This window comes from Flavobacterium omnivorum (assembly GCF_900099915.1).
Lineage (GTDB): Bacteria > Bacteroidota > Bacteroidia > Flavobacteriales > Flavobacteriaceae > Flavobacterium > Flavobacterium omnivorum.
In genome coordinates, this window is the sequence record NZ_FNDB01000001.1 from 452,364 (window position 1) to 470,404 (window position 18,041).

An 18,041-nucleotide genomic window follows, 5' to 3' on the forward strand; every position below is an offset into this window, starting at 1 on the left:
CATTGAAAAACCAGATTCTTACCTATGAAAAAATTATCTTTATTTTTATTTCTTCCTGCATTATTGTTTGCGCAAGAAAAAACAGCACCCACCACACCAAAACAAACCGGAAAGTACGACAGCAATAAGTTTAGCCAGATGTACGATTTGCTAGCTACACCTAACATGTTTCGTACCGCTTCAGGAGCGCCCGGTCCAGCGTATTATCAACAACAAGCAGATTACAAGATTAACATAGAGCTTGATGATAAAAACTCTAAATTAAGCGGTTCAGAAACCGTTACGTATTACAATAATTCGCCAGACACTTTAGAGTATTTATGGGTACAGTTGGATCAAAACCAAGCTGCGAAAACCTCCCAAACACCTTTGGCAGAAAGTCAAAGAATGGAGCAGGTTTTTCCAGCAGGAAACTTTGCTAATAAATTTTTGAAACAAGAGTTGGAGCGCGGGTTCAACATAGAGTTCGTAAAAGATGCTAAAGGAAATCCTTTGTCTTATACAATCAATCAAACTATGATGCGTATCAATTTAGATACACCAATGAAGCCGGGAGAGAAATTTTCTTTTGCAATCAAATGGTCTTATAATATTAATAATTATAGAGCAGAAGGAGGTCGTTCCGGATATGAATTATTTGAGAAAGATGGTAATAAATTATATGTAATTGCACAATTCTATCCTAGAATGGCAGTGTATAATGACGTGGAAGGATGGCAAAATATGCAGTTTTGGGGAACAGGAGAATTTACGTTGCCTTTTGGAAATTTTGATGTCAATATTACTGTTCCTGCGGATCATGTTATGGAGGCAACGGGAGAGTTGATGAATAGAAGCGAAGTGTTTACACCCGAGCAAGTAAAAAGATACGAATTAGCTTTGAAATCTTATGATAATCCTGTCGTTATTGTAACTCAAGCGGAAGCGGAAGCCACTGAAAAAGGATTTTCAGACAAAAAGAAAACATGGAAATTCAGTGCAAAAAACGTAAGGGATTTTGGAATTGCTACATCAAGAAAATTTATCTATGATGCCATGGCAGTGAAGTTAAACGATAAAACGGTTCTGGCCGTTTCAGTATATCCTAAAGAAGCGAATCCGCTGTGGGGAGAAACTTCTACAAGAACAGTAGCGCATACTTTGAAAAGCTATTCAGCCCATACATTTGATTATCCTTATCCAAAAGCAGTTTCCGTATCAGCAGAGGATCAGGGGATGGAATATCCTATGATTTGTTGGAATTATGGTCGTCCTGACGAAAAGGGAGTGACTTCTGAGCGAACTAAAAACGGAATGATTGGAGTAGTAGTTCATGAAGTAGGACACAACTTCTTTCCAATGATCGTAAATTCGGATGAGCGTCAGTGGTCTTGGATGGATGAAGGATTGAATACTTTTATGCAATATATGGCGGAACAAGAAATGGGAACCAATTTCCCTTCTAGTCGTGGACCAGCAAGTAAAATTGTTCCTTACATGAGTGGAGATCAAAAATTCTTGGAACCTATAATGTCCAACTCGGAAACGATTGTTCAGTTTGGAGCTAATGCTTATGGTAAACCAGCAACAGGATTAAATATTCTAAGAGAAACTATTATGGGAAGAGAATTGTTTGATCATGCTTTCAAAGTATATGCGAACAGATGGAAATTCAAGCATCCTACACCGGAAGACTTTTTTAGAACCATGGAAGATGCTTCTGCGGTAGATTTAGATTGGTTTTTTAGAGGCTGGTTTTACTCCACTGATTTTGTAGATATCGGAGTGAAAGAGGTAAAACAATATTATGTTTCTGAGACTGCTACTAAAGAATTGAAGGACGCTGTAGTTAGAAGAGGAAGATTTGGTCAAGAAAAAGGACCTTTCGTCTATTTAGTTCCTAGTGCAAGCGAAGAATTATCTGCTAAAGATAAAAAAGCATTAGCCCTTGCAGACGTAAATTTACTTTCGGAATATGTAAGTAAAAATTTTACAGCTGATGAAAAAGCAAAATTAAAATCACCAAAGTATTTCTATGAAGTTGAATTCAACAAACCAGGAGGTATGTTAATGCCTATTATCGTTGAATTAATTTATGAAGACGATACAAAGGAAATGTTCAAATATCCCGCTCAAATTTGGCGAAAAAATAATGATACTGCTAAGAAAGTATACGCTACTGAAAAGGCTATCAAAAAAATTCAATTAGATCCAAAGTTAGAAACAGCTGATATAGATGTGACAAATAACACTTGGCCTAAAGAAGAAATAAAGACCAAATTTGATTAAATAAAGACCAAATTATAAAAGAGACTCTGAAAAGAGTCTTTTTTTTTATGAAATAATTAAAAGTCAAAGATTCAAAAAGTAATATCTTTGTAACAATAAAAAACAAAATATATGTTTGGTATAGGTGGAGGTGAATTAATTTTCATCATGTTTATAGTACTGATGCTTTTTGGGTCTGATAAAGTTCCTGAAATAGCTCGTACCATGGGTAAAGCAATGGCGCAATTGAAAAATGCTACTAATGATATTAAAAGCGAAATTCAAAAAGGAGCAGAGGCTAATGGTTTTGATGCAAAATCTTTGAGTGATATACGAGGAAACATCAGCTCTGAAATTAATAAAGCGAAGGATAATCTACTAGGCGATACTTCTCAATTTAACGATATATCGGCAAATATCACCACAGAAATAAATAAAGCCAAAGACGGTTTACTGGGAGAATCAACGGCTCCAATAGAGGCAACTAAAGAAGTAATTGAAGAGAGTACGGGACCTATAAAACGTCAAGGATAATGCTAGAAAAATTACTCTCTTTAGATATAGAATTGTTTGTGTTTTTAAATGGTCTAGGTTCGAAAGCTTATGACGGCCTTTGGATAATCATAACCAAACAGAGCAATTGGATTCCACTTTTTTTACTTTTATTGTACGTTATTTTCAAAAAACTGGGGGCAAAACAGACGTTATATTTACTCTTTTTTGTAGCTATACTGGTAACTTTTACGGATCAAATGACCAATGTATTCAAAAATGGTTTTGAAAGATTGCGGCCTTGTAACAATCCTGAAATCAATTCCTTTATTCGTGTGGTTCAAGTCAGAGGATCCTTCAGTTTCTTCTCCGGTCATGCCTCAAATTCAATGGCGGTCGCTACTTTGATATATTTTACTTTAAGATCGCATTTCAAATGTTTTAGTCTTCTGTTTTTATGGCCTTTGATCTTTGCTTACAGTAGAATTTATCTGGGATTGCATTATCCTCTAGACATTTTATCCGGTTATTTATTTGGATTTACTTTTGGTTTTTTAATGTATAAGATATACAAAACAGCACAAAAACGGTATTTTCCGTTACCCGTAAGAGATTAGTTGTGATTTTATAACTCCAAAAATTTGGAGGCTTATGTTTTACCCTCAAAAATTGGGGGAATCAACTTCAAGGCAGACTTTTTCTTCGATAATTGTTACAACTAGAGTACTCTGCTTACTGTCAATCCATCTCTAATAGGCAACAAGACGGTTTCTACTCTTGAATCATTTGCTAGTAACTGATTGTATTCTAATAACACTTTTGTGCTCAAATCTTTGGGATTTAGAGGTTCAAGAACTTTACCGCTCCACAAAACATTATCCGACAATATAATTCCTCCCTTATTCATTATTGGAACAATTAATTCAAAATAGTTAAGGTAATTTTCCTTGTCCGCATCAATGAAAACTAAATCGAATTTTAGATCAAGGGTCGGAATGATGTCAACTGCCTCTCCCAAATACTGAAATATTTGTGTTCCCCAAGGTGATTTGTCAAAATGTTTTCTTTGAAAATCCACTAATTCTTCTTTGATGTCAATGGTATGAAGTGTTCCATTTTCCTGCATGCCTTCGCATAAACACAAGGCGGAGTACCCTGTATAAGTTCCAATTTCAAGAATATGCATGGGCCGAATCAGCTTAGCCAACATACTCAAAACGCGACCTTGAAAATGACCGCTTAACATTCTTGGCAACAAGATTTTTTGGTAGGTTTCTTTGTTTAAAGCAGCTAGTGAAAGCGGTTCTTTTTCGGAATGTTGCTCGATATAATCTTCTAATTCTTGGGAAATGAAATGCATTTTTCAATTTTTTTTCAATGGAGTACAAAGTTATCAAATTATCAAAACAACAAATCAACAAATTGTCATTAAATTTGCACCATGGAAATGGAGAAAAAAGACGTACGAGCCTTATCAAAAGAACAATTACGAGATTTTTTTGTTGCTAATGGCGATAAAGCCTTTCGTGGCAATCAAGTCTATGAATGGTTGTGGAGCAAAGGAGCACATAGTTTTGATGATATGACTAATGTTTCTAAAGGAACACGAACAATGCTAGAAGCTAATTTTGTTATCAATCACATCAAAGTCGACACAATGCAACGCAGTGAAGATGGAACAGTTAAAAATGCCGTTCGGTTGCACGATGGATTGGTGGTAGAATCAGTTTTAATCCCAACAAATACCAGAACGACGGCTTGTGTTTCCAGTCAAGTAGGCTGTAGTTTAGATTGTAATTTTTGCGCAACAGCGCGATTAAAAAGAATGCGCAACTTAGAACCTGCTGAGATTTACGATCAGGTAATTGCCATAGATAAAGAAAGTCGGTTGTATTATAATCATCCCTTGTCGAATATTGTTTTTATGGGAATGGGAGAACCGCTCATGAATTACAACAATGTGCTGAAGGCAATCGAAATGATTATCTCGCCAGAAGGTTTGGGAATGTCACCAAAACGAATTATGGTATCGACTTCGGGAGTTCCTAAAATGATAAAAAAACTGGCCGATGATGACGTTAAATTCAAACTCGCCGTTTCTTTGCACTCCGCTATTGACGAAATTCGTTCTAGAATTATGCCGTTTAGCACTAATTTTCCGTTAGCTGATTTACGCGAATCATTAGAATATTGGTACCGAAAAACCAAAAGCAAAATCTCTTACGAGTACGTGGTTTGGAAAGACATCAATGATAATAAAGAATCCATTGATGCATTAGTAAAGTTCTGCAAATATGTTCCTTGTAAAGTCAATTTGATTGAATACAATCCTATTGATGATGGAGAATTTCAACAAGCTTCAGAAGAATCCATAGATGCCTACATCCAAGCGCTGGAAGCAAGTGGAATTGTTGTGAAAGTAAGGCGCAGTCGCGGAAAAGATATTGATGCAGCTTGTGGTCAACTGGCTAACAAAGAAGCTGAATAAAGCAGGATTACTATTTTTACTATGCAATCCTGTTTTAGTTTTTATTTTTCTAATATAATTTCTGTAGCGACTCCAGCAATCGTTAGTAGAGCTAAATTATCACATGTTCCTTTGCCAAAGTCTAAGGTTCCTTCAGATTTATTTTTTGTGATAGCAAGAATGCCTTCTAATGGAAATATGGATTTACAGCGCAACACATAACGCAGCGGTGTTGTGATCACACGGCTAATGGACGTTCCATTTGGAAATACAGTAGTGCTGTTCCCTGTTGCCAGAAAAATAGTGTCTTCCCAGCTGAGAGGCGTATTGTTACCTCCGATCACTTCTTTTGTTTTAGTACCTGTTCTAGTATAAATTTTCCCATCTTCAAAAGTTATTATCATATCAACGGTAAATATTGAGACAGGATGGACTGCTGCAAGTAGTTTAGTAGTTTTTAGGGAATAACGGATGGATTTATTGCCCTGAAACAGTTTGCCATTGTGATAAAAATTTTCAAAGCTATAGGATAAAGTCCTTTCAGTGGCATTAAAATCATGGGAAAACCGGATAATAATTTTTCCTGTTATACTGTTACCGTTTAGCATCATGCAGCCTCCAGTACCAAAGTCGATTGTTCTCGTCCAAGAACCATTGGCTAATAAAGTTGTACTTGTTGCACAAGCAGGTAAAATACTTTTGATAGTGGTTTTAGTTTTGTTAGCAGTACTTTGTTGCACCGCATACTGATCTTCAACTATATTTATGATGTAATCTAAGGAGGCATCAATTTTAGAATCTACAGTAATATCTTTAACCGATAATACTGTAGTGTTTTCAATTTTATCACTAGTATCGCAACTACTAAATAAACGCAATGATAAAAAGGTGATGAGTATTATTATAGTTGTTTTCATGATAATACTATTAAGTAGTTTTGTTATAATTAATTGAATAATAGATATTTATACTCTGGATTTAATTAATTTTTGTTTTTATAATTTATTAACCGGAAGCAAAGAATTCAATTCTAAGTGTAAAATAGATAACGTTCTTTTATTAAAAATAGTATCTTTGAATTCTAATGAATGTGACCTCTCAAATTAAACAACCTATTTTCGATGAAATGGAACTTTTTGAAAAAAAGTTCTACGAATCGATGACCTCCAATGTGGCGTTGTTAAATAGGATTACCTATTATATTGTAAATAGAAAAGGGAAGCAAATGCGGCCTATGTTCGTTTTTCTGACGGCCAAAATGGTTTCAGGAGGAATCATAAATGAACGAACCTATCGAGGCGCCTGCGTTATCGAATTGATTCATACCGCAACATTAGTTCATGATGATGTAGTCGATGACAGTAATCGTAGAAGAGGTTTTTTCTCCATCAACGCACTTTGGAAAAATAAAATTGCAGTTTTGGTTGGGGATTATTTATTGTCTAAAGGACTGTTGCTTTCTATTGATAATGGTGATTTCGATTTGCTCCGCATTATTTCTGTCGCTGTGCGCGAAATGAGTGAAGGCGAGTTACTTCAAATAGAAAAAGCCCGAAGACTAGATATCACAGAGGATGTATACTACGAAATCATTCGAAAAAAAACCGCTACACTTATTGCTGCCTGTTGTGCCCTTGGGGCAAAATCAGTTATTGAAGATGAGGTTCAGGTAGAGAATATGCGAAAATTTGGGGAGCTTATTGGAATGGCTTTTCAAATAAAAGATGATCTATTCGATTATACGGATGAAGCCATTGGGAAACCGACCGGAATCGACATCAAAGAACAAAAAATGACTTTGCCTCTTATTCATGTTTTGAATACTACTACATCTAAAGAAAAGAGCTGGTTAATTAATTCCATTAAAAACCATAATAAAGACAAGAAACGCGTAAAAGAAGTTATTGCTTTTGTAAAAAACAATAATGGTTTACTTTATGCGGAACAAAAAATGGTTGAATTTCAGCAAGAAGCACTTTTATTGCTGGATAATTATCCTGATTCCGAGTTTAAAGATGCACTGATCTTAATGGTCAATTATGTTATTGAAAGAAAAAAATAGCATCATTTTGTCATTCTGACGAAAAAAGAATCTCAGTGAACGATATTTTTTTTAAATTAATTTTATTGCTATGCAACCTTTTTGCATTGTAAATCGTCTATGCTAATAGAAGTCAGTTTCACTATCAAAAAATGAATTGCACTAGCAATGAAAATATTGGAATTGAATTTTGCCATTGCATTTATTTATGAAAGTAATCAACTTACATCAAGAGGAAAATGAATTGATCCTGTTGGCTGTCGAAAACAATCGACAAGCACAACAGCGGATTTACACGCTGTTTTCTCCAAAAATGTTAAGCGTTTGCCGCCAATATATAAAAGACATTCATCAGGCTGAAGACCTTATGATTACCGCTTTTATGAAAGTGTTTACAAATCTGCAGAATTTTCAGCACAAAGGAAGTTTTGAAGGCTGGATAAGGAGAATTATGGTCAACGAATGTATTTCTTTTATTCGAGTGGAGAAAAAGTTGAAATATATTGAAGATGAAACTTATTTTGAAGGAAGTTTTAACAATACTGAAAGCCAATTTGCAATTGCTGACATTCAATTTTTGATAGATAGTTTGCCGGACGGCTACAAAATGGTTTTCAATTTGTATGCTATCGAAGGATTCAAGCATCATGAAATTGCCAGTATGTTAGGGATTAAGGAAGGAACATCAAAATCGCAATTGTCGCATGCTAGAAAAATGCTGCAAGCACAGATCAATACCTTGAAAAATTACGAGTATGGAACCGAATAAATTAGATCTTGAAATAAAACAGAAGTTGGAACGAAGAACTATTCAGCCCTCTGCACAAGCTTGGGACCGATTAGAAGCTATGTTAGATTCTGCTGAAAAAACAAAAAGCAAACGGAATACTAATTGGATTTACATTGCTGCGAGTTTTGTAGGTTTTCTACTTGTATGCACTGTTTTTTTTAATGGAGTTGAAATTGTAAAAGTAGATCCGACTGCTCCAATAGTTCTAGAAGAAAAACCAGATGAGAATAATTTAGAAAAGCCAGAAGTACTACGTAAAGACGTTGTATCTAGCCAGATTCAAAAAACAATAACGAAGGAGTATAAAGTTGTTGCTGAAAATAATAATGTGAATAAGCAGTCAAAAGAATTTAATACTAAAGAAGATAAAGTTTCAAACGGCAATCCATCACGAGGAAATCAAGATGTAGTCATTGTATCTGAAAATAAGAATTACCAATCAAACAGCATCAATAGATACGTTTCAGCAGAAAAATTATTAGCGGAAGTTAGTAACACTAAATTTGAGCCTAAAACTACTAATAAATCAATTGAAAAAAACAGAAAAACTATTTCAATAGATCCAAATAGTTTGTTATCTAATGCTGAATCAGAATTAAGTCAATCATTTAGAGAATCGGCATTGGATAAATTCAACAAGAATTTTAATGCTATAAAAACAGTTTTAGTCAATAGAAATTACGCAGAATAAATTAAAATCAATCATCAATCAAAAATCGAACATTATGCAAAAAATTATTTTAATCACAGTACTAATGCTGGTTGCGATGGCAACTAAGTTAACTGCTCAAGAAGTAAATTCAGAAAAATATCCGTTAGAGTGGAGTTACAGACAACCGGAAATAGAAAGTTATGAAATGGGTCCTGATAAAAACCCTGAATTTGTTAATCAAGATGTTTTCACCATTAAATCAGTTAAAAGCCCAATCATTGGTTTTGGTAATATTATGAAATCCATCAAGTCTGATTTGTATTTAGGGAAAACAGTCAAAATGACTGGTTATGTGAAAAGTAATAAAGTAAGATCATGGGCTGGACTTTGGATGCGCGCAGATTATTATGATACTGCTGTTCTCTCTTTTGATAATATGCAAAGAAGAGCTATCAAAGAAACGACTGATTGGACTAAATATGAAATAGTTTTATTTGTGCCAATGGAAGCAACATCGATTTCTTATGGAGTTTTATTAGATGGAACAGGTCAAATTTGGTTTAAAGACGTTAAACTTGAAATTGTTGATAATACTGTTCCTGAAACGGGTTCGATTAAAGGAAGAGAACATAAAGAAATTTCATTTGAGAAAAGGGCGAAAGCAATTGCCAATCAAATTAAAACAATTAGCGACACTCAGAAAAATGCTTTGAAAACTGAAATTGATGCATTAGATAAAGAAGTTGCTAAAGGAATAATTTCTAAAGAAAAAGCGGATGAATTTAAATTGAAAAAAGCGGAAGAACGCGCCGCTACTATTGAAACAAAAGTCGCTATTGAAGAAGGGAAATTAAATCAATTAATTCAAGATATAGTAGATGGAAAGTTTGAAGATGAAAATAGGTACAAAAATAGCGGTACGAGTATCATTATAGGCGGCAGTACGGATTCTATTGGAAAGAATAAAAGAGAAATTAATATTACATCTATGAAAGTCTATAATGGACAGTCAGACAAAGAAGATCGACAATCTAAGCGAACAACAAGTCAGGTGGTTTTTGCTGCAGGCTTAAATAATGTGGTAACCAATAAAAGTGTCGAAAAATCAGATTTCAGGTATTTGGGTTCTCATTTTTATGAATGGGGATTAACTTATAACTCCAGAATTTTAAAAAACAACAATCTATTACATGCAAAATATGGATTTTCCGTAATGTACAATAATTTGCGAGCTACAGATAATAGGTATTTTGTAGCGGATGGAAACCAAACAAATTTAGAGTTAAATCCAATTCGTCAGGATGATTCTCGTTTCAAGAATGTAAATGTAGTATTTCCAGTGCACCTAGAATTTGACTTCACAAAATCCAAAGAAAGAGAGGGGAAGACCTATTTTAAAACACACGATAGTTTTCGTATTGGTTTAGGAGGATACGTTGGTACAAATCTAAAATCGAAGCAATATGTAAAGTATGATATTGATGAATATAAGTCAAGAGAAATAACTAAAGGTAATTTTAATGTTGATAGTTTTGTATATGGATTAAGTACTTACGTAGGATATAAAGCTACTAGTCTGTACTTAAAATATGATTTGAATCCTTTGTTTAAAGATAATTTAGTGAAACAAAACAACATGTCTTTAGGACTGCGTTTTGATTTCAATTAAGGATTTAAAAGGACATATAAAAGTTAAATATAGTGATGTTTAGAGAGCAATAACTTCATAAGTTAATGCAATTATTCAAAAGATAAGGGAAGGAAAAGTGAAATTTTTGTTCCCTTATTTTCATTTGAAATAATACTGAAAACGCCTTTTATTTTTTTTATTATAGTCTTACTTAAATAGAGGCCCAACCCTAATCCTTGTTGCTCTCTTTCATCACGATTGAATTGTTGCGCCGCATTTATGGTCTTTAATTCTTTGGGACTGAACCCAATTCCAAAATCACGGATAATCAATTCATAATAGGTGTCGTTATATTTTTCTCCAGAAATAATTATAATTGTATCGGTGGGCGAAAATTTTAAAGCATTGTCAATCAATTCAAAGAGTATAAAATTTAAATTTTTTTTACTAATTTTTAAATTTGATTTATCAATTTGAAAAGTGATTCTTTTTTCTTGATTTTTATAGGTAGTGAGAATTTTCTTTTTTGTCTTCAAAAATACATTTAGGATTTCACACTCTTCATTATTTGAAAAGTTAAGTTCATTATTTTTTAAACTTTCATAGAGAATTAGGTTCTGCATAGTTCTATTCAAGCGTTCTCCTGATATTTTTATGGCATTATAAAAATCTTTACGATCTTCTTTTTCTAATTCATTTGCGTTTTCAAGTAAGAGGTCTATGGAGCCCAATATACCGTTAAGGGGCGTGTTGACTTCGTGTAGAAAATATTTTTTTTCGCCCACATATAAATTATTGTGCACATTTTTTATTTTTTGGAATCGGTCAATTTTTGTTTCTATTATATTTAATAATTCTTTTGTTTTAAATGGTTTTGATATAAAATCATCTGCTCCATTGAGCATGCATTTTCTCATTAGATTATCTTCTTTTTTTGCCGTCATAAAAATAAAAGGAATGGCTACTAAAGCCTTATTCTCTTTTATTATATCATGGAATTTTGTACCATCCATGATGGGCATCATTATATCACATAGTATTAAATCTGGAATCCAATACTCTATAATATCTAAAGCTTCTTGTCCATTACTAGCTGATTTCACCTCGTAATTTTTGTAGATAAGAAATTCAGTTGTGGTTTCTCTGATGTTTAGTTCATCGTCAACCAAAAGTATTTTGTTTTTGTTCATAAAAATAAGGATAAGAATCGGCTGCTAGAAACCCCTTTTTAATATTTAAATTTATAGCTTCAGTCGATAAATAGATTTTGGATAAAGCTCTAAAAAACTAATCTATAAAGGTATTTCAATTTCAATTTTAGTTCCAATAAGTGTAGATAATTTTAAAAAAAATAGCTATAATTTAAAATCGGATTAGTTAATTTCACGAATTTTAAAATCAAAAAATAAAAATAGTTTTAATTGAAGATGATTTAGTTTTAGGAAGTTTGATTCTGGAATTATTATTGTTAAATGATTTTATCGTTGATTGGTTCAAAGATGGTCAAGAAGCACTAAAACATCTTCAAAAAAAGTGCCTGACATCATAATTAGTGATTTTATGATGCCAAATATGAATGGAGAAGAATTATTTTTAAGAATTCTAAAAGATAGTAAATACAATGCTGTCCCTTTTATAATAAGTACCGCAAATATGGAGGAAGGGGTTAAATACCGTCAACTTAAAAATGGTGTATATGATTATATAATGAAGCCATTTAAAGTAAAAGAGTTGATTTTTAAAATTAATAATGTAATTGATTTTAAAAAAAATATTGAAAAGAAACTAAGTCCTGATCCATTTTCAAAAGTTACTATAAAGTTGTCTGAAAAGATTTTATCACTTCAATTAATACAATCCTATGTAAAAAATTAAAGTCTAAAGTTGATATTGATGAGTGGTCTAAAAAACTTTTTATCAGCAAGTCGACTTTGGAAAAAAAATCAGAAAGCTTAGTAACAAAAATATAACCCAATATAATCAATAAGAATAAAACAATGGTGCATTTTTTTTACCATATAATTCATTTAAGTTTCATTTGTTAGGCTTATATACCTTAAACAACAATAAGGTCATTTAAGGTTTAATGCTTATATGACTCCTATGTTAAATATTATTTCACTCATTTTATAGTACGACATTAAATAGGTCCAACTGCTTATAAAGGAGTATAAGCTTGATTTTGCAATTAAACTCATCAATTTAGGAGAAAGAAATATTCAGTTTTTAGTCGATAAAACTGGCTTTAATTCCTTTTCTTATTTCACTACAAGTTTCAAAGCGTATAAAGGGATGACTCCATCTGATTGTATTAAGTCTATTCAATTGAACAATCATCCGCAAGGCTAATGAAGATCCCAAAATCAGTACCATTTTAAATTATTTCTTTTATTTTTTAATTTATTAGTCAAAAAGGAATTGATCTCTTTTTAGGATTTTATATTTAAAGTGTAATTCCATGAAAAAGTAAATTATGAATACTCCTCTTTCAGATAGTGATTGGGCAAAATTAGATATTTTGCTAAAGAATAAAGACGTGAATTTAAGTAAAACAATTAATCTCTGTGTCAGCACAGTCTTCCTTCTTGGAGTATGTATTATGGTTTTTGCATTTTTTATTTTCGTAATATTTAAATAAGACCGCTGAATTAATTCTTGATAGACTTTGCTTTTAGTACAGATTTGCCCATAGTATCATAGGAATTATTTAGAAAAATTTGTAAATTAAATTCCTATGTTTTAAAAAAATTATCTATTTTATTTATTGGAAAAAATTAGTTCAAAAATTAAGAAAGTAAAATAGAATCTTGATTTAATAGTCTTTTTTTGATATTTAAAATTATCACTACTTCTTTTTAACCTATCAATTAAAATCCGTAATCAAGTTGTTTCTTAATCTATATTTGGTTCAAGATTTGGGGTTCTTACCGGACAGCTTACTTAAAATTTATTAGGAGTAATGAGTTTTTATAATTAAGATTTGGTTGATTAATGTAAGCTGTTTTGGTAGGAATATTTAATTTTAAGATCCTCTCTTAATGATATAGCTGGCGATATTTTTAAGTTTTGATATAATCTTAAATTTCGCACTTCTCTTCTTGCATTTTTATATCTTTAAAAAGGTTGAGTACAATAAATTAATTATATCTTCTATATGATTTGAGATTGAATTGATTTGTTATATTTTATATTTTCTGAAAATAATAGCGGTTCTTTTGTACTTAAAGGCAGGAATAAATTGATAGTTGTGCCTTCATTTTCTTTTGATACAATAGTGAAAACGCCATTTGATTTTTTTATAATAATTTTGCTTAAAAAGAGCCCTAATCCTAATCCTTGCTGCTCTCTTTCTTCCCTATTAAATTGTTGCGCAGCGCCTATTTTATTTAATTCCTGTTCACTGAAGCCAATCCCGAAATCTCGGATCACTAATTCATAATATTCATTATTGAACTGTTCTCCAGAAACAATAATGACTTTGTTATTTGAAGAGAATTTTAAGGCATTATCTATTAATTCAAAAAATATATACTGCAAATGCTCTTCACTGATTTTAATCATTGCTTTATCAATTTCAAAAGTTATTCTTTTTTCTTGATCTTCATAAATTTTAAAAATTTTTTCTTTTGTTTTCAAAAATGCATTCAAAATTTCAGAACTAAAATTGTCATTAAATTCAATTGAATTATTTTTAAGATTTTCATATAGAATTAAATTTTGCATGGTTCTATTTAATCGCTTACCCGATATTTTAATCGCTTCATAGAATGCAGATATTTCTTTTTTCTCTAGTTTCTCTTGATTTTCAATCAGAAGTTCAATCGGACCTAAAATTCCATTTATTGGTGTATTGATTTCATGTAAAAAAACCTTTTCTTTACCCAGATATAAATTACTATAAGAATTCTTTATTTTTTCAAATCGTGCTAGCTTTGATTCAATGATAGATGTCAATTCTATTATTTTGAATGGTTTAGCCACGTAATCATCAGCCCCTTCCAGCAGACACTTTCTCATTAGATCATTTTCCTTTTTGGCAGTCAAAAAAATAAATGGAATAGTGTTCAAAGATGGAATATCCTTGATAATTTCATGTAAGGCATTGCCATCCATAACAGGCATCATGATATCGCATAGAATTAGGTCGGGTTGCCAGTACTCTAATATATCGAGAGCTTCTTGACCATTGTTAGCTGTTTTAACATCATAGTTTTGATAACGAAGAAGTTCACTGATAGTCTCTCTTAAGTTTAATTCGTCATCAACTAATAGAATTTTATTTTTGTTCATATGGGAAATTTAATTTTATTGTTGTTCCATAGTTTTCTTTGCTTTTCAATTCTATTTTACCGTTTAAAAAAACTGTAAATTGTTTTACAATTGTTAAACCCAGACCAGAACCAATAATGGTAGTTGTATTTGAAGCTCTAAAAAAAGAGGTGAAAAGATATTTAATTTCATTTTCGGGAATTCCAATCCCAAAATCAGTTACTTTTATTTCAATTTCGTTCTCTAAATAGGTCATGACTAAAATTGGATCAGGTTTACCGGTAGAATATTTAAATGCATTACTGATTAAATTTGTTAAAATATGGGTTAATAAAGTTTCATCAGTTTGAAAAACCTGCTTTTTGCCCTTTATTTCTATTTGAATCTTTCTTTTTTCAAGAGCTCTGTGAAAATAAGTGTCAACTAATGTGTTAATAAATATATTGAGATTAATATTTTTAATTTCTTTTTTAATTTTTTTAGATTCGTACTTCCCAAAAATTAAAATATTGTTCATTAATTCAGTCATTCGGTCAACTTCTTTTTTTATCCTTGAAGTAATGTTTTCAACGGAATTGCCTGTTTTTTCATCAAGATGATTTGTTTTAAGATCAATAAGTTCTGCATTAGAATAGATAACAGTCAACGGAGTTCTAAATTGATGTGATGCCATTGCGACAAATCTTGATTTCATTTCACTTAGCTCTCTCTCTCTCTTGAGAGCAGTTTTGATTTCTTGTTCGGCTTTTATTCGTTCACTGACATCTCTGCTAGAAGTTTGAATTCCTACTATAACATTCTCGGTGTTTAAAATATTTCTTGCGGAGGTTTCTAACCAGATATAACTGTTGTCTTTTCTTCTGAATCTAAAAGTGAATGTTATAGGTTTCGAATCTCTGAGAAAGTCTTTCTGAACATTTCTTATTCGTTCACCATCATCTGGATGTACAAAATCAAAGGCTATTTTATTTAGCATTTCAATAGGTTCATATCCTAAAATTTCCTTTATAGAATTTGAAACGTAGGTATAACCTCCATTAATATTATGTTGGGAAATTAAATCAGTAGTATTGTCAGCAATAAATCTAAATTTTTCTTCGGATAACTCTAGTTGTTTTTCTTTTTCTATAATTTCGGTAATGTCGATAAAGGTTGCAATAATTTTTTTGGGTATGCCTTTTTTGTTTTTTTTCAATAAACCGAAGTATTTTACCCAAACAATATGTCCATCTTTATGAACCATTCTTACTATTCCGTTATGATTACTGGATTTTTCAGCTATGAAATTTTCTAAATCTACTACCATTTTCAGTAAATCTTCAGGATGGATAATGTTTTTCCAAAATTCAGCATCAACTGTTATCTCATCGTTTGTGTAGCCTAATATTTTTGCCCAATTATAGGAAAAAATACTTTTATTGGTTTTAATGTTTAATTCCCATAGGGCTTGATTAGAACCTTTCATGTAGAAGTCAAATTTTTTTAATGTAGCTTCTAATTTTGAAGTACTTTTGTCTTGATTGAGGCGAAGCCCAATATTTATAGAAACGGTTTGTAAGGCATATACTTCTTCATCTACCCATATTCTTTCCGTTTTGCAATCATCATAACCAATCCATCCCCAAAAGAGATTGTCGGAAAAAATTGGAGTGAATAGGTAGGATTTTATGTCTTGCATTTCCATAATTTCCCGGAAATAATCATTTTCAATTTCTTTTACAAGTCCATAAAAAGGTTCGTTTTTTACTAATTTTTCATAAAGTCCAGGGAAAGCGGCATATGTAAGGCCACTCAGATTTGGATTATCAATGTAAGATTCAATATGGTCATTGCACCATTCGTGGGTATAGTAGAGTTTTAGCCCGTCATTATCGGTGTGATTTTTAAAAATATAACATCTGTCAAATTCTTGGATTTTGCCAATATCAGTAATGCAAAAATTTAGTGCATCGTCGATTGAACCTCCTTGCAAAAGATGATAATTTGCTTTTGAAATGCTCAATAAAATATTTTTCATTGTTCTGATAGTATGAATTGTACAAAAGGGGTTTGTTTATTTTTTATCAGTAATTTTATTTGTTGATAAAAGTATTTTATTTAAATTTTTTAATGGTTTTAGTTACTGATAATTTAAAATAAAATAAGGTTTAATTAAAATAGAAATTGTTAATTTAGTAAAATGGTAAAGTGTAAATTAAAAATAGTTTTAATTGAAGATGACTTAGCTTTAGGAAGCTCAATTTTAGAATTATTGATTCTGAGTGATTTCGACGTAAAATGGATAAAAGATGGAGTAAAAGCCTTAAAATATTTTCAAAAAAACGTTCCTGATGTCATTATAAGTGATTTAATGATGCCTATTATGGGTGGCGAAGAACTGTTTTTAAAAATCAAGAAAAATATTAGATTTAAAACAGTTCCGTTTATTGTAATTACGGCTAATATGGATGATAATATAAAATTCAGGCAGTTGGAAAATGGAGTAAATGATTTTATAATGAAACCCTTTAAAGTAAAGGAATTGGTCTACAAAATAAAAAATGTTATTGAACTTAAAAAAAATATAGAAAAGAAATATATTCCAGATCCATTTTCAAAAGTTACTATTAAATTATCAGAAAAAGATTTTTTAACCTCGTTAAATGAAGTTCTTGTTAAACATTTAAAATCAAAGATTGATATGAATGAATTGTCAAGTCAGCTTTTCATAAGTAAATCTACATTAGATAAAAGGGTGAGGAAACTCACTAATAAAAATGCGAGCCAATACATAAGAGAGTTTAAATTAGAATATGCTATTAAACTCATTGGTTTAGGAGAAAGAAATGTACAATATCTAAGTGATGAAACAGGATTCAACTCTTTCTCTTATTTTTCTACCAGTTTTAAATCATATCTTAACGTAACTCCTCGGGATTACATAAAATCAATCCAAAATGAAAAAGATTCTTTGCTTTAAAAGTTTGTAAGAACAAGCGGAATAAATAATTTAAAATCATAAAAAAACACTCTTGTAAAAGAGTGTTTTTTTATGATTTTAAATTATTGGCTTTTTTCTTTAAATCAGAGGTAAAAAGTAAATCAACTTTTATGAAATAGATTAATTTTCACAAAAAAAGTATGTTTACTATTTAAATGATATTTTTATGAAACTAAAATGTCCCGTCCTGAAATAGCGATACACAAAAAGTATCCTAATGGAAAAACATGAAGAAACACGCTATGTGAAGCGGACTCAAAAAGATTATTCAATGTCTTTTAAATTACAAATTGTTCAAGAAATTGAACGAGGACAACTTACAGTTACAGAATCCACAAAGACTTATGGCATTCAAAATAGATCAACTGTTGTTAAATGGCTTAGAAAATTCGGTAACTTTGATTGGGAAAACCAAACACCATTTACTATGTCAAAGTCGCCAGAACAAAAGATAATGGAACTTGAAGCCAAAG

General features: G+C 31.4%; 15 protein-coding genes and 1 pseudogene. 11 read left to right on the forward strand and 5 right to left on the reverse strand.

The annotated features are described in order from the left end of the window. Positions 1–24: 24 nt before the first annotated feature. From BLS90_RS01990 to BLS90_RS02000, 3 genes are all read left to right on the forward strand, one after another. Complete coding sequence (locus BLS90_RS01990) at positions 25–2,268, forward strand: M1 family metallopeptidase (protein WP_091254533.1); 2,244 nt, start codon at positions 25–27, stop codon at positions 2,266–2,268. A gap of 111 nt (positions 2,269–2,379) precedes the next feature. Beyond that, positions 2,380–2,781: a twin-arginine translocase TatA/TatE family subunit gene (locus tag BLS90_RS01995; protein WP_091254537.1), complete on the forward strand. Its 402-nt coding sequence runs from the start codon at positions 2,380–2,382 to the stop codon at positions 2,779–2,781. Continuing rightward, positions 2,781–3,356 (forward strand): phosphatase PAP2 family protein, encoded by a 576-nt coding sequence (locus BLS90_RS02000; protein WP_091254540.1) that lies wholly within the window; start codon positions 2,781–2,783, stop codon positions 3,354–3,356. Before BLS90_RS01995 ends, BLS90_RS02000 begins: the two co-directional genes overlap by 1 nt. Positions 3,357–3,457: 101 nt before the next feature. On the opposite strand, the gene BLS90_RS02005 is transcribed toward BLS90_RS02000, so the two are convergent. Further along, a complete protein-coding gene (locus tag BLS90_RS02005; protein WP_091254543.1) occupies positions 3,458–4,099 on the reverse strand; it encodes an O-methyltransferase in 642 nt (213 codons plus the stop codon). Between the two features lie 81 nt (positions 4,100–4,180). Here BLS90_RS02005 and rlmN point away from each other — a divergent pair, with 81 nt between their 5' ends. Beyond that, entirely contained in the window at positions 4,181–5,227 is a 1,047-nt protein-coding gene (rlmN, locus tag BLS90_RS02010; RefSeq protein ID WP_091254546.1) for a 23S rRNA (adenine(2503)-C(2))-methyltransferase RlmN, read from the forward strand. Positions 5,228–5,268: 41 nt separating this feature from the next. Here rlmN and BLS90_RS02015 read toward each other — a convergent pair whose 3' ends face one another. Beyond that, positions 5,269–6,123: a hypothetical protein gene (locus BLS90_RS02015; RefSeq protein ID WP_139171371.1), complete on the reverse strand. Its 855-nt coding sequence runs from the start codon at positions 6,121–6,123 to the stop codon at positions 5,269–5,271. Between the two features lie 167 nt (positions 6,124–6,290). Here BLS90_RS02015 and BLS90_RS02020 point away from each other — a divergent pair, with 167 nt between their 5' ends. From BLS90_RS02020 to BLS90_RS02035, 4 genes are all read left to right on the forward strand, one after another. Further along, positions 6,291–7,268, forward strand: coding sequence for a polyprenyl synthetase family protein (locus BLS90_RS02020; protein WP_091254553.1), 978 nt, complete (start codon positions 6,291–6,293; stop codon positions 7,266–7,268). A 187-nt stretch (positions 7,269–7,455) separates the two neighbouring features. Beyond that, positions 7,456–8,016, forward strand: a complete 561-nt coding sequence (locus BLS90_RS02025) for an RNA polymerase sigma factor (protein WP_091254556.1) — start codon at positions 7,456–7,458, stop codon at positions 8,014–8,016. Continuing rightward, positions 8,003–8,728, forward strand: a complete 726-nt coding sequence (locus BLS90_RS02030) for a hypothetical protein (RefSeq protein ID WP_091254559.1) — start codon at positions 8,003–8,005, stop codon at positions 8,726–8,728. Before BLS90_RS02025 ends, BLS90_RS02030 begins: the two co-directional genes overlap by 14 nt. Before the next feature lie 34 nt (positions 8,729–8,762). Further along, positions 8,763–10,358 carry a hypothetical protein gene (locus BLS90_RS02035; protein WP_245705025.1) on the forward strand — a complete coding sequence of 532 codons (1,596 nt, stop codon included), beginning with the start codon at positions 8,763–8,765 and terminating at the stop codon, positions 10,356–10,358. A 71-nt stretch (positions 10,359–10,429) separates the two neighbouring features. On the opposite strand, the gene BLS90_RS02040 is transcribed toward BLS90_RS02035, so the two are convergent. Then, positions 10,430–11,509, reverse strand: a complete 1,080-nt coding sequence (locus BLS90_RS02040) for a hybrid sensor histidine kinase/response regulator (protein WP_091254562.1) — start codon at positions 11,507–11,509, stop codon at positions 10,430–10,432. A 382-nt stretch (positions 11,510–11,891) separates the two neighbouring features. Here BLS90_RS02040 and BLS90_RS02045 point away from each other — a divergent pair, with 382 nt between their 5' ends. Beyond that, entirely contained in the window at positions 11,892–12,194 is a 303-nt protein-coding gene (locus BLS90_RS02045; RefSeq protein WP_245705026.1) for a response regulator, read from the forward strand. Positions 12,195–13,469: 1,275 nt separating this feature from the next. On the opposite strand, the gene BLS90_RS02055 is transcribed toward BLS90_RS02045, so the two are convergent. After that, entirely contained in the window at positions 13,470–14,609 is a 1,140-nt protein-coding gene (locus BLS90_RS02055; RefSeq protein ID WP_091254567.1) for an ATP-binding response regulator, read from the reverse strand. Then, positions 14,596–16,605, reverse strand: coding sequence for a sensor histidine kinase (locus tag BLS90_RS02060; RefSeq protein WP_091254570.1), 2,010 nt, complete (start codon positions 16,603–16,605; stop codon positions 14,596–14,598). The genes BLS90_RS02055 and BLS90_RS02060 overlap by 14 nt, the downstream gene beginning before the upstream one ends. 162 nt (positions 16,606–16,767) lie before the next feature. On the opposite strand from BLS90_RS02060, the gene BLS90_RS02065 reads away from it, so the two are divergent. Together BLS90_RS02065 and BLS90_RS02070 are read left to right on the forward strand one after the other, a co-directional pair. Continuing rightward, a complete protein-coding gene (locus BLS90_RS02065) occupies positions 16,768–17,547 on the forward strand; it encodes a response regulator transcription factor (protein WP_091254573.1) in 780 nt (259 codons plus the stop codon). Positions 17,548–17,785: 238 nt separating this feature from the next. Next, positions 17,786–18,041 (forward strand): annotated as a pseudogene (locus BLS90_RS02070) (helix-turn-helix domain-containing protein); the annotation flags it as partial.

Bases quoted from the DNA above. Each gene is read 5' to 3' on its own strand.
- BLS90_RS02005 (WP_091254543.1), bottom strand. From the start codon at position 4,099: ATGCATTTCATTTCCCAAGAATTAGAAGATTATATCGAGCAACATTCC.
- BLS90_RS02040 (WP_091254562.1), bottom strand. From the start codon at position 11,509: ATGAACAAAAACAAAATACTTTTGGTTGACGATGAACTAAACATCAGA.
- BLS90_RS02060 (WP_091254570.1), bottom strand. From the start codon at position 16,605: ATGAAAAATATTTTATTGAGCATTTCAAAAGCAAATTATCATCTTTTG.
- BLS90_RS02020 (WP_091254553.1), top strand. From the start codon at position 6,291: ATGAATGTGACCTCTCAAATTAAACAACCTATTTTCGATGAAATGGAA.
- BLS90_RS02000 (WP_091254540.1), top strand. From the start codon at position 2,781: ATGCTAGAAAAATTACTCTCTTTAGATATAGAATTGTTTGTGTTTTTA.
- BLS90_RS02025 (WP_091254556.1), top strand. From the start codon at position 7,456: ATGAAAGTAATCAACTTACATCAAGAGGAAAATGAATTGATCCTGTTG.
- BLS90_RS02030 (WP_091254559.1), top strand. From the start codon at position 8,003: ATGGAACCGAATAAATTAGATCTTGAAATAAAACAGAAGTTGGAACGA.
- BLS90_RS02045 (WP_245705026.1), top strand. From the start codon at position 11,892: ATGAATGGAGAAGAATTATTTTTAAGAATTCTAAAAGATAGTAAATAC.
- rlmN (WP_091254546.1), top strand. From the start codon at position 4,181: ATGGAAATGGAGAAAAAAGACGTACGAGCCTTATCAAAAGAACAATTA.
- BLS90_RS01995 (WP_091254537.1), top strand. From the start codon at position 2,380: ATGTTTGGTATAGGTGGAGGTGAATTAATTTTCATCATGTTTATAGTA.
- BLS90_RS01990 (WP_091254533.1), top strand. From the start codon at position 25: ATGAAAAAATTATCTTTATTTTTATTTCTTCCTGCATTATTGTTTGCG.
- BLS90_RS02035 (WP_245705025.1), top strand. From the start codon at position 8,763: ATGCAAAAAATTATTTTAATCACAGTACTAATGCTGGTTGCGATGGCA.
- BLS90_RS02065 (WP_091254573.1), top strand. From the start codon at position 16,768: ATGGTAAAGTGTAAATTAAAAATAGTTTTAATTGAAGATGACTTAGCT.
- BLS90_RS02055 (WP_091254567.1), bottom strand. From the start codon at position 14,609: ATGAACAAAAATAAAATTCTATTAGTTGATGACGAATTAAACTTAAGA.
- BLS90_RS02015 (WP_139171371.1), bottom strand. From the start codon at position 6,123: ATGAAAACAACTATAATAATACTCATCACCTTTTTATCATTGCGTTTA.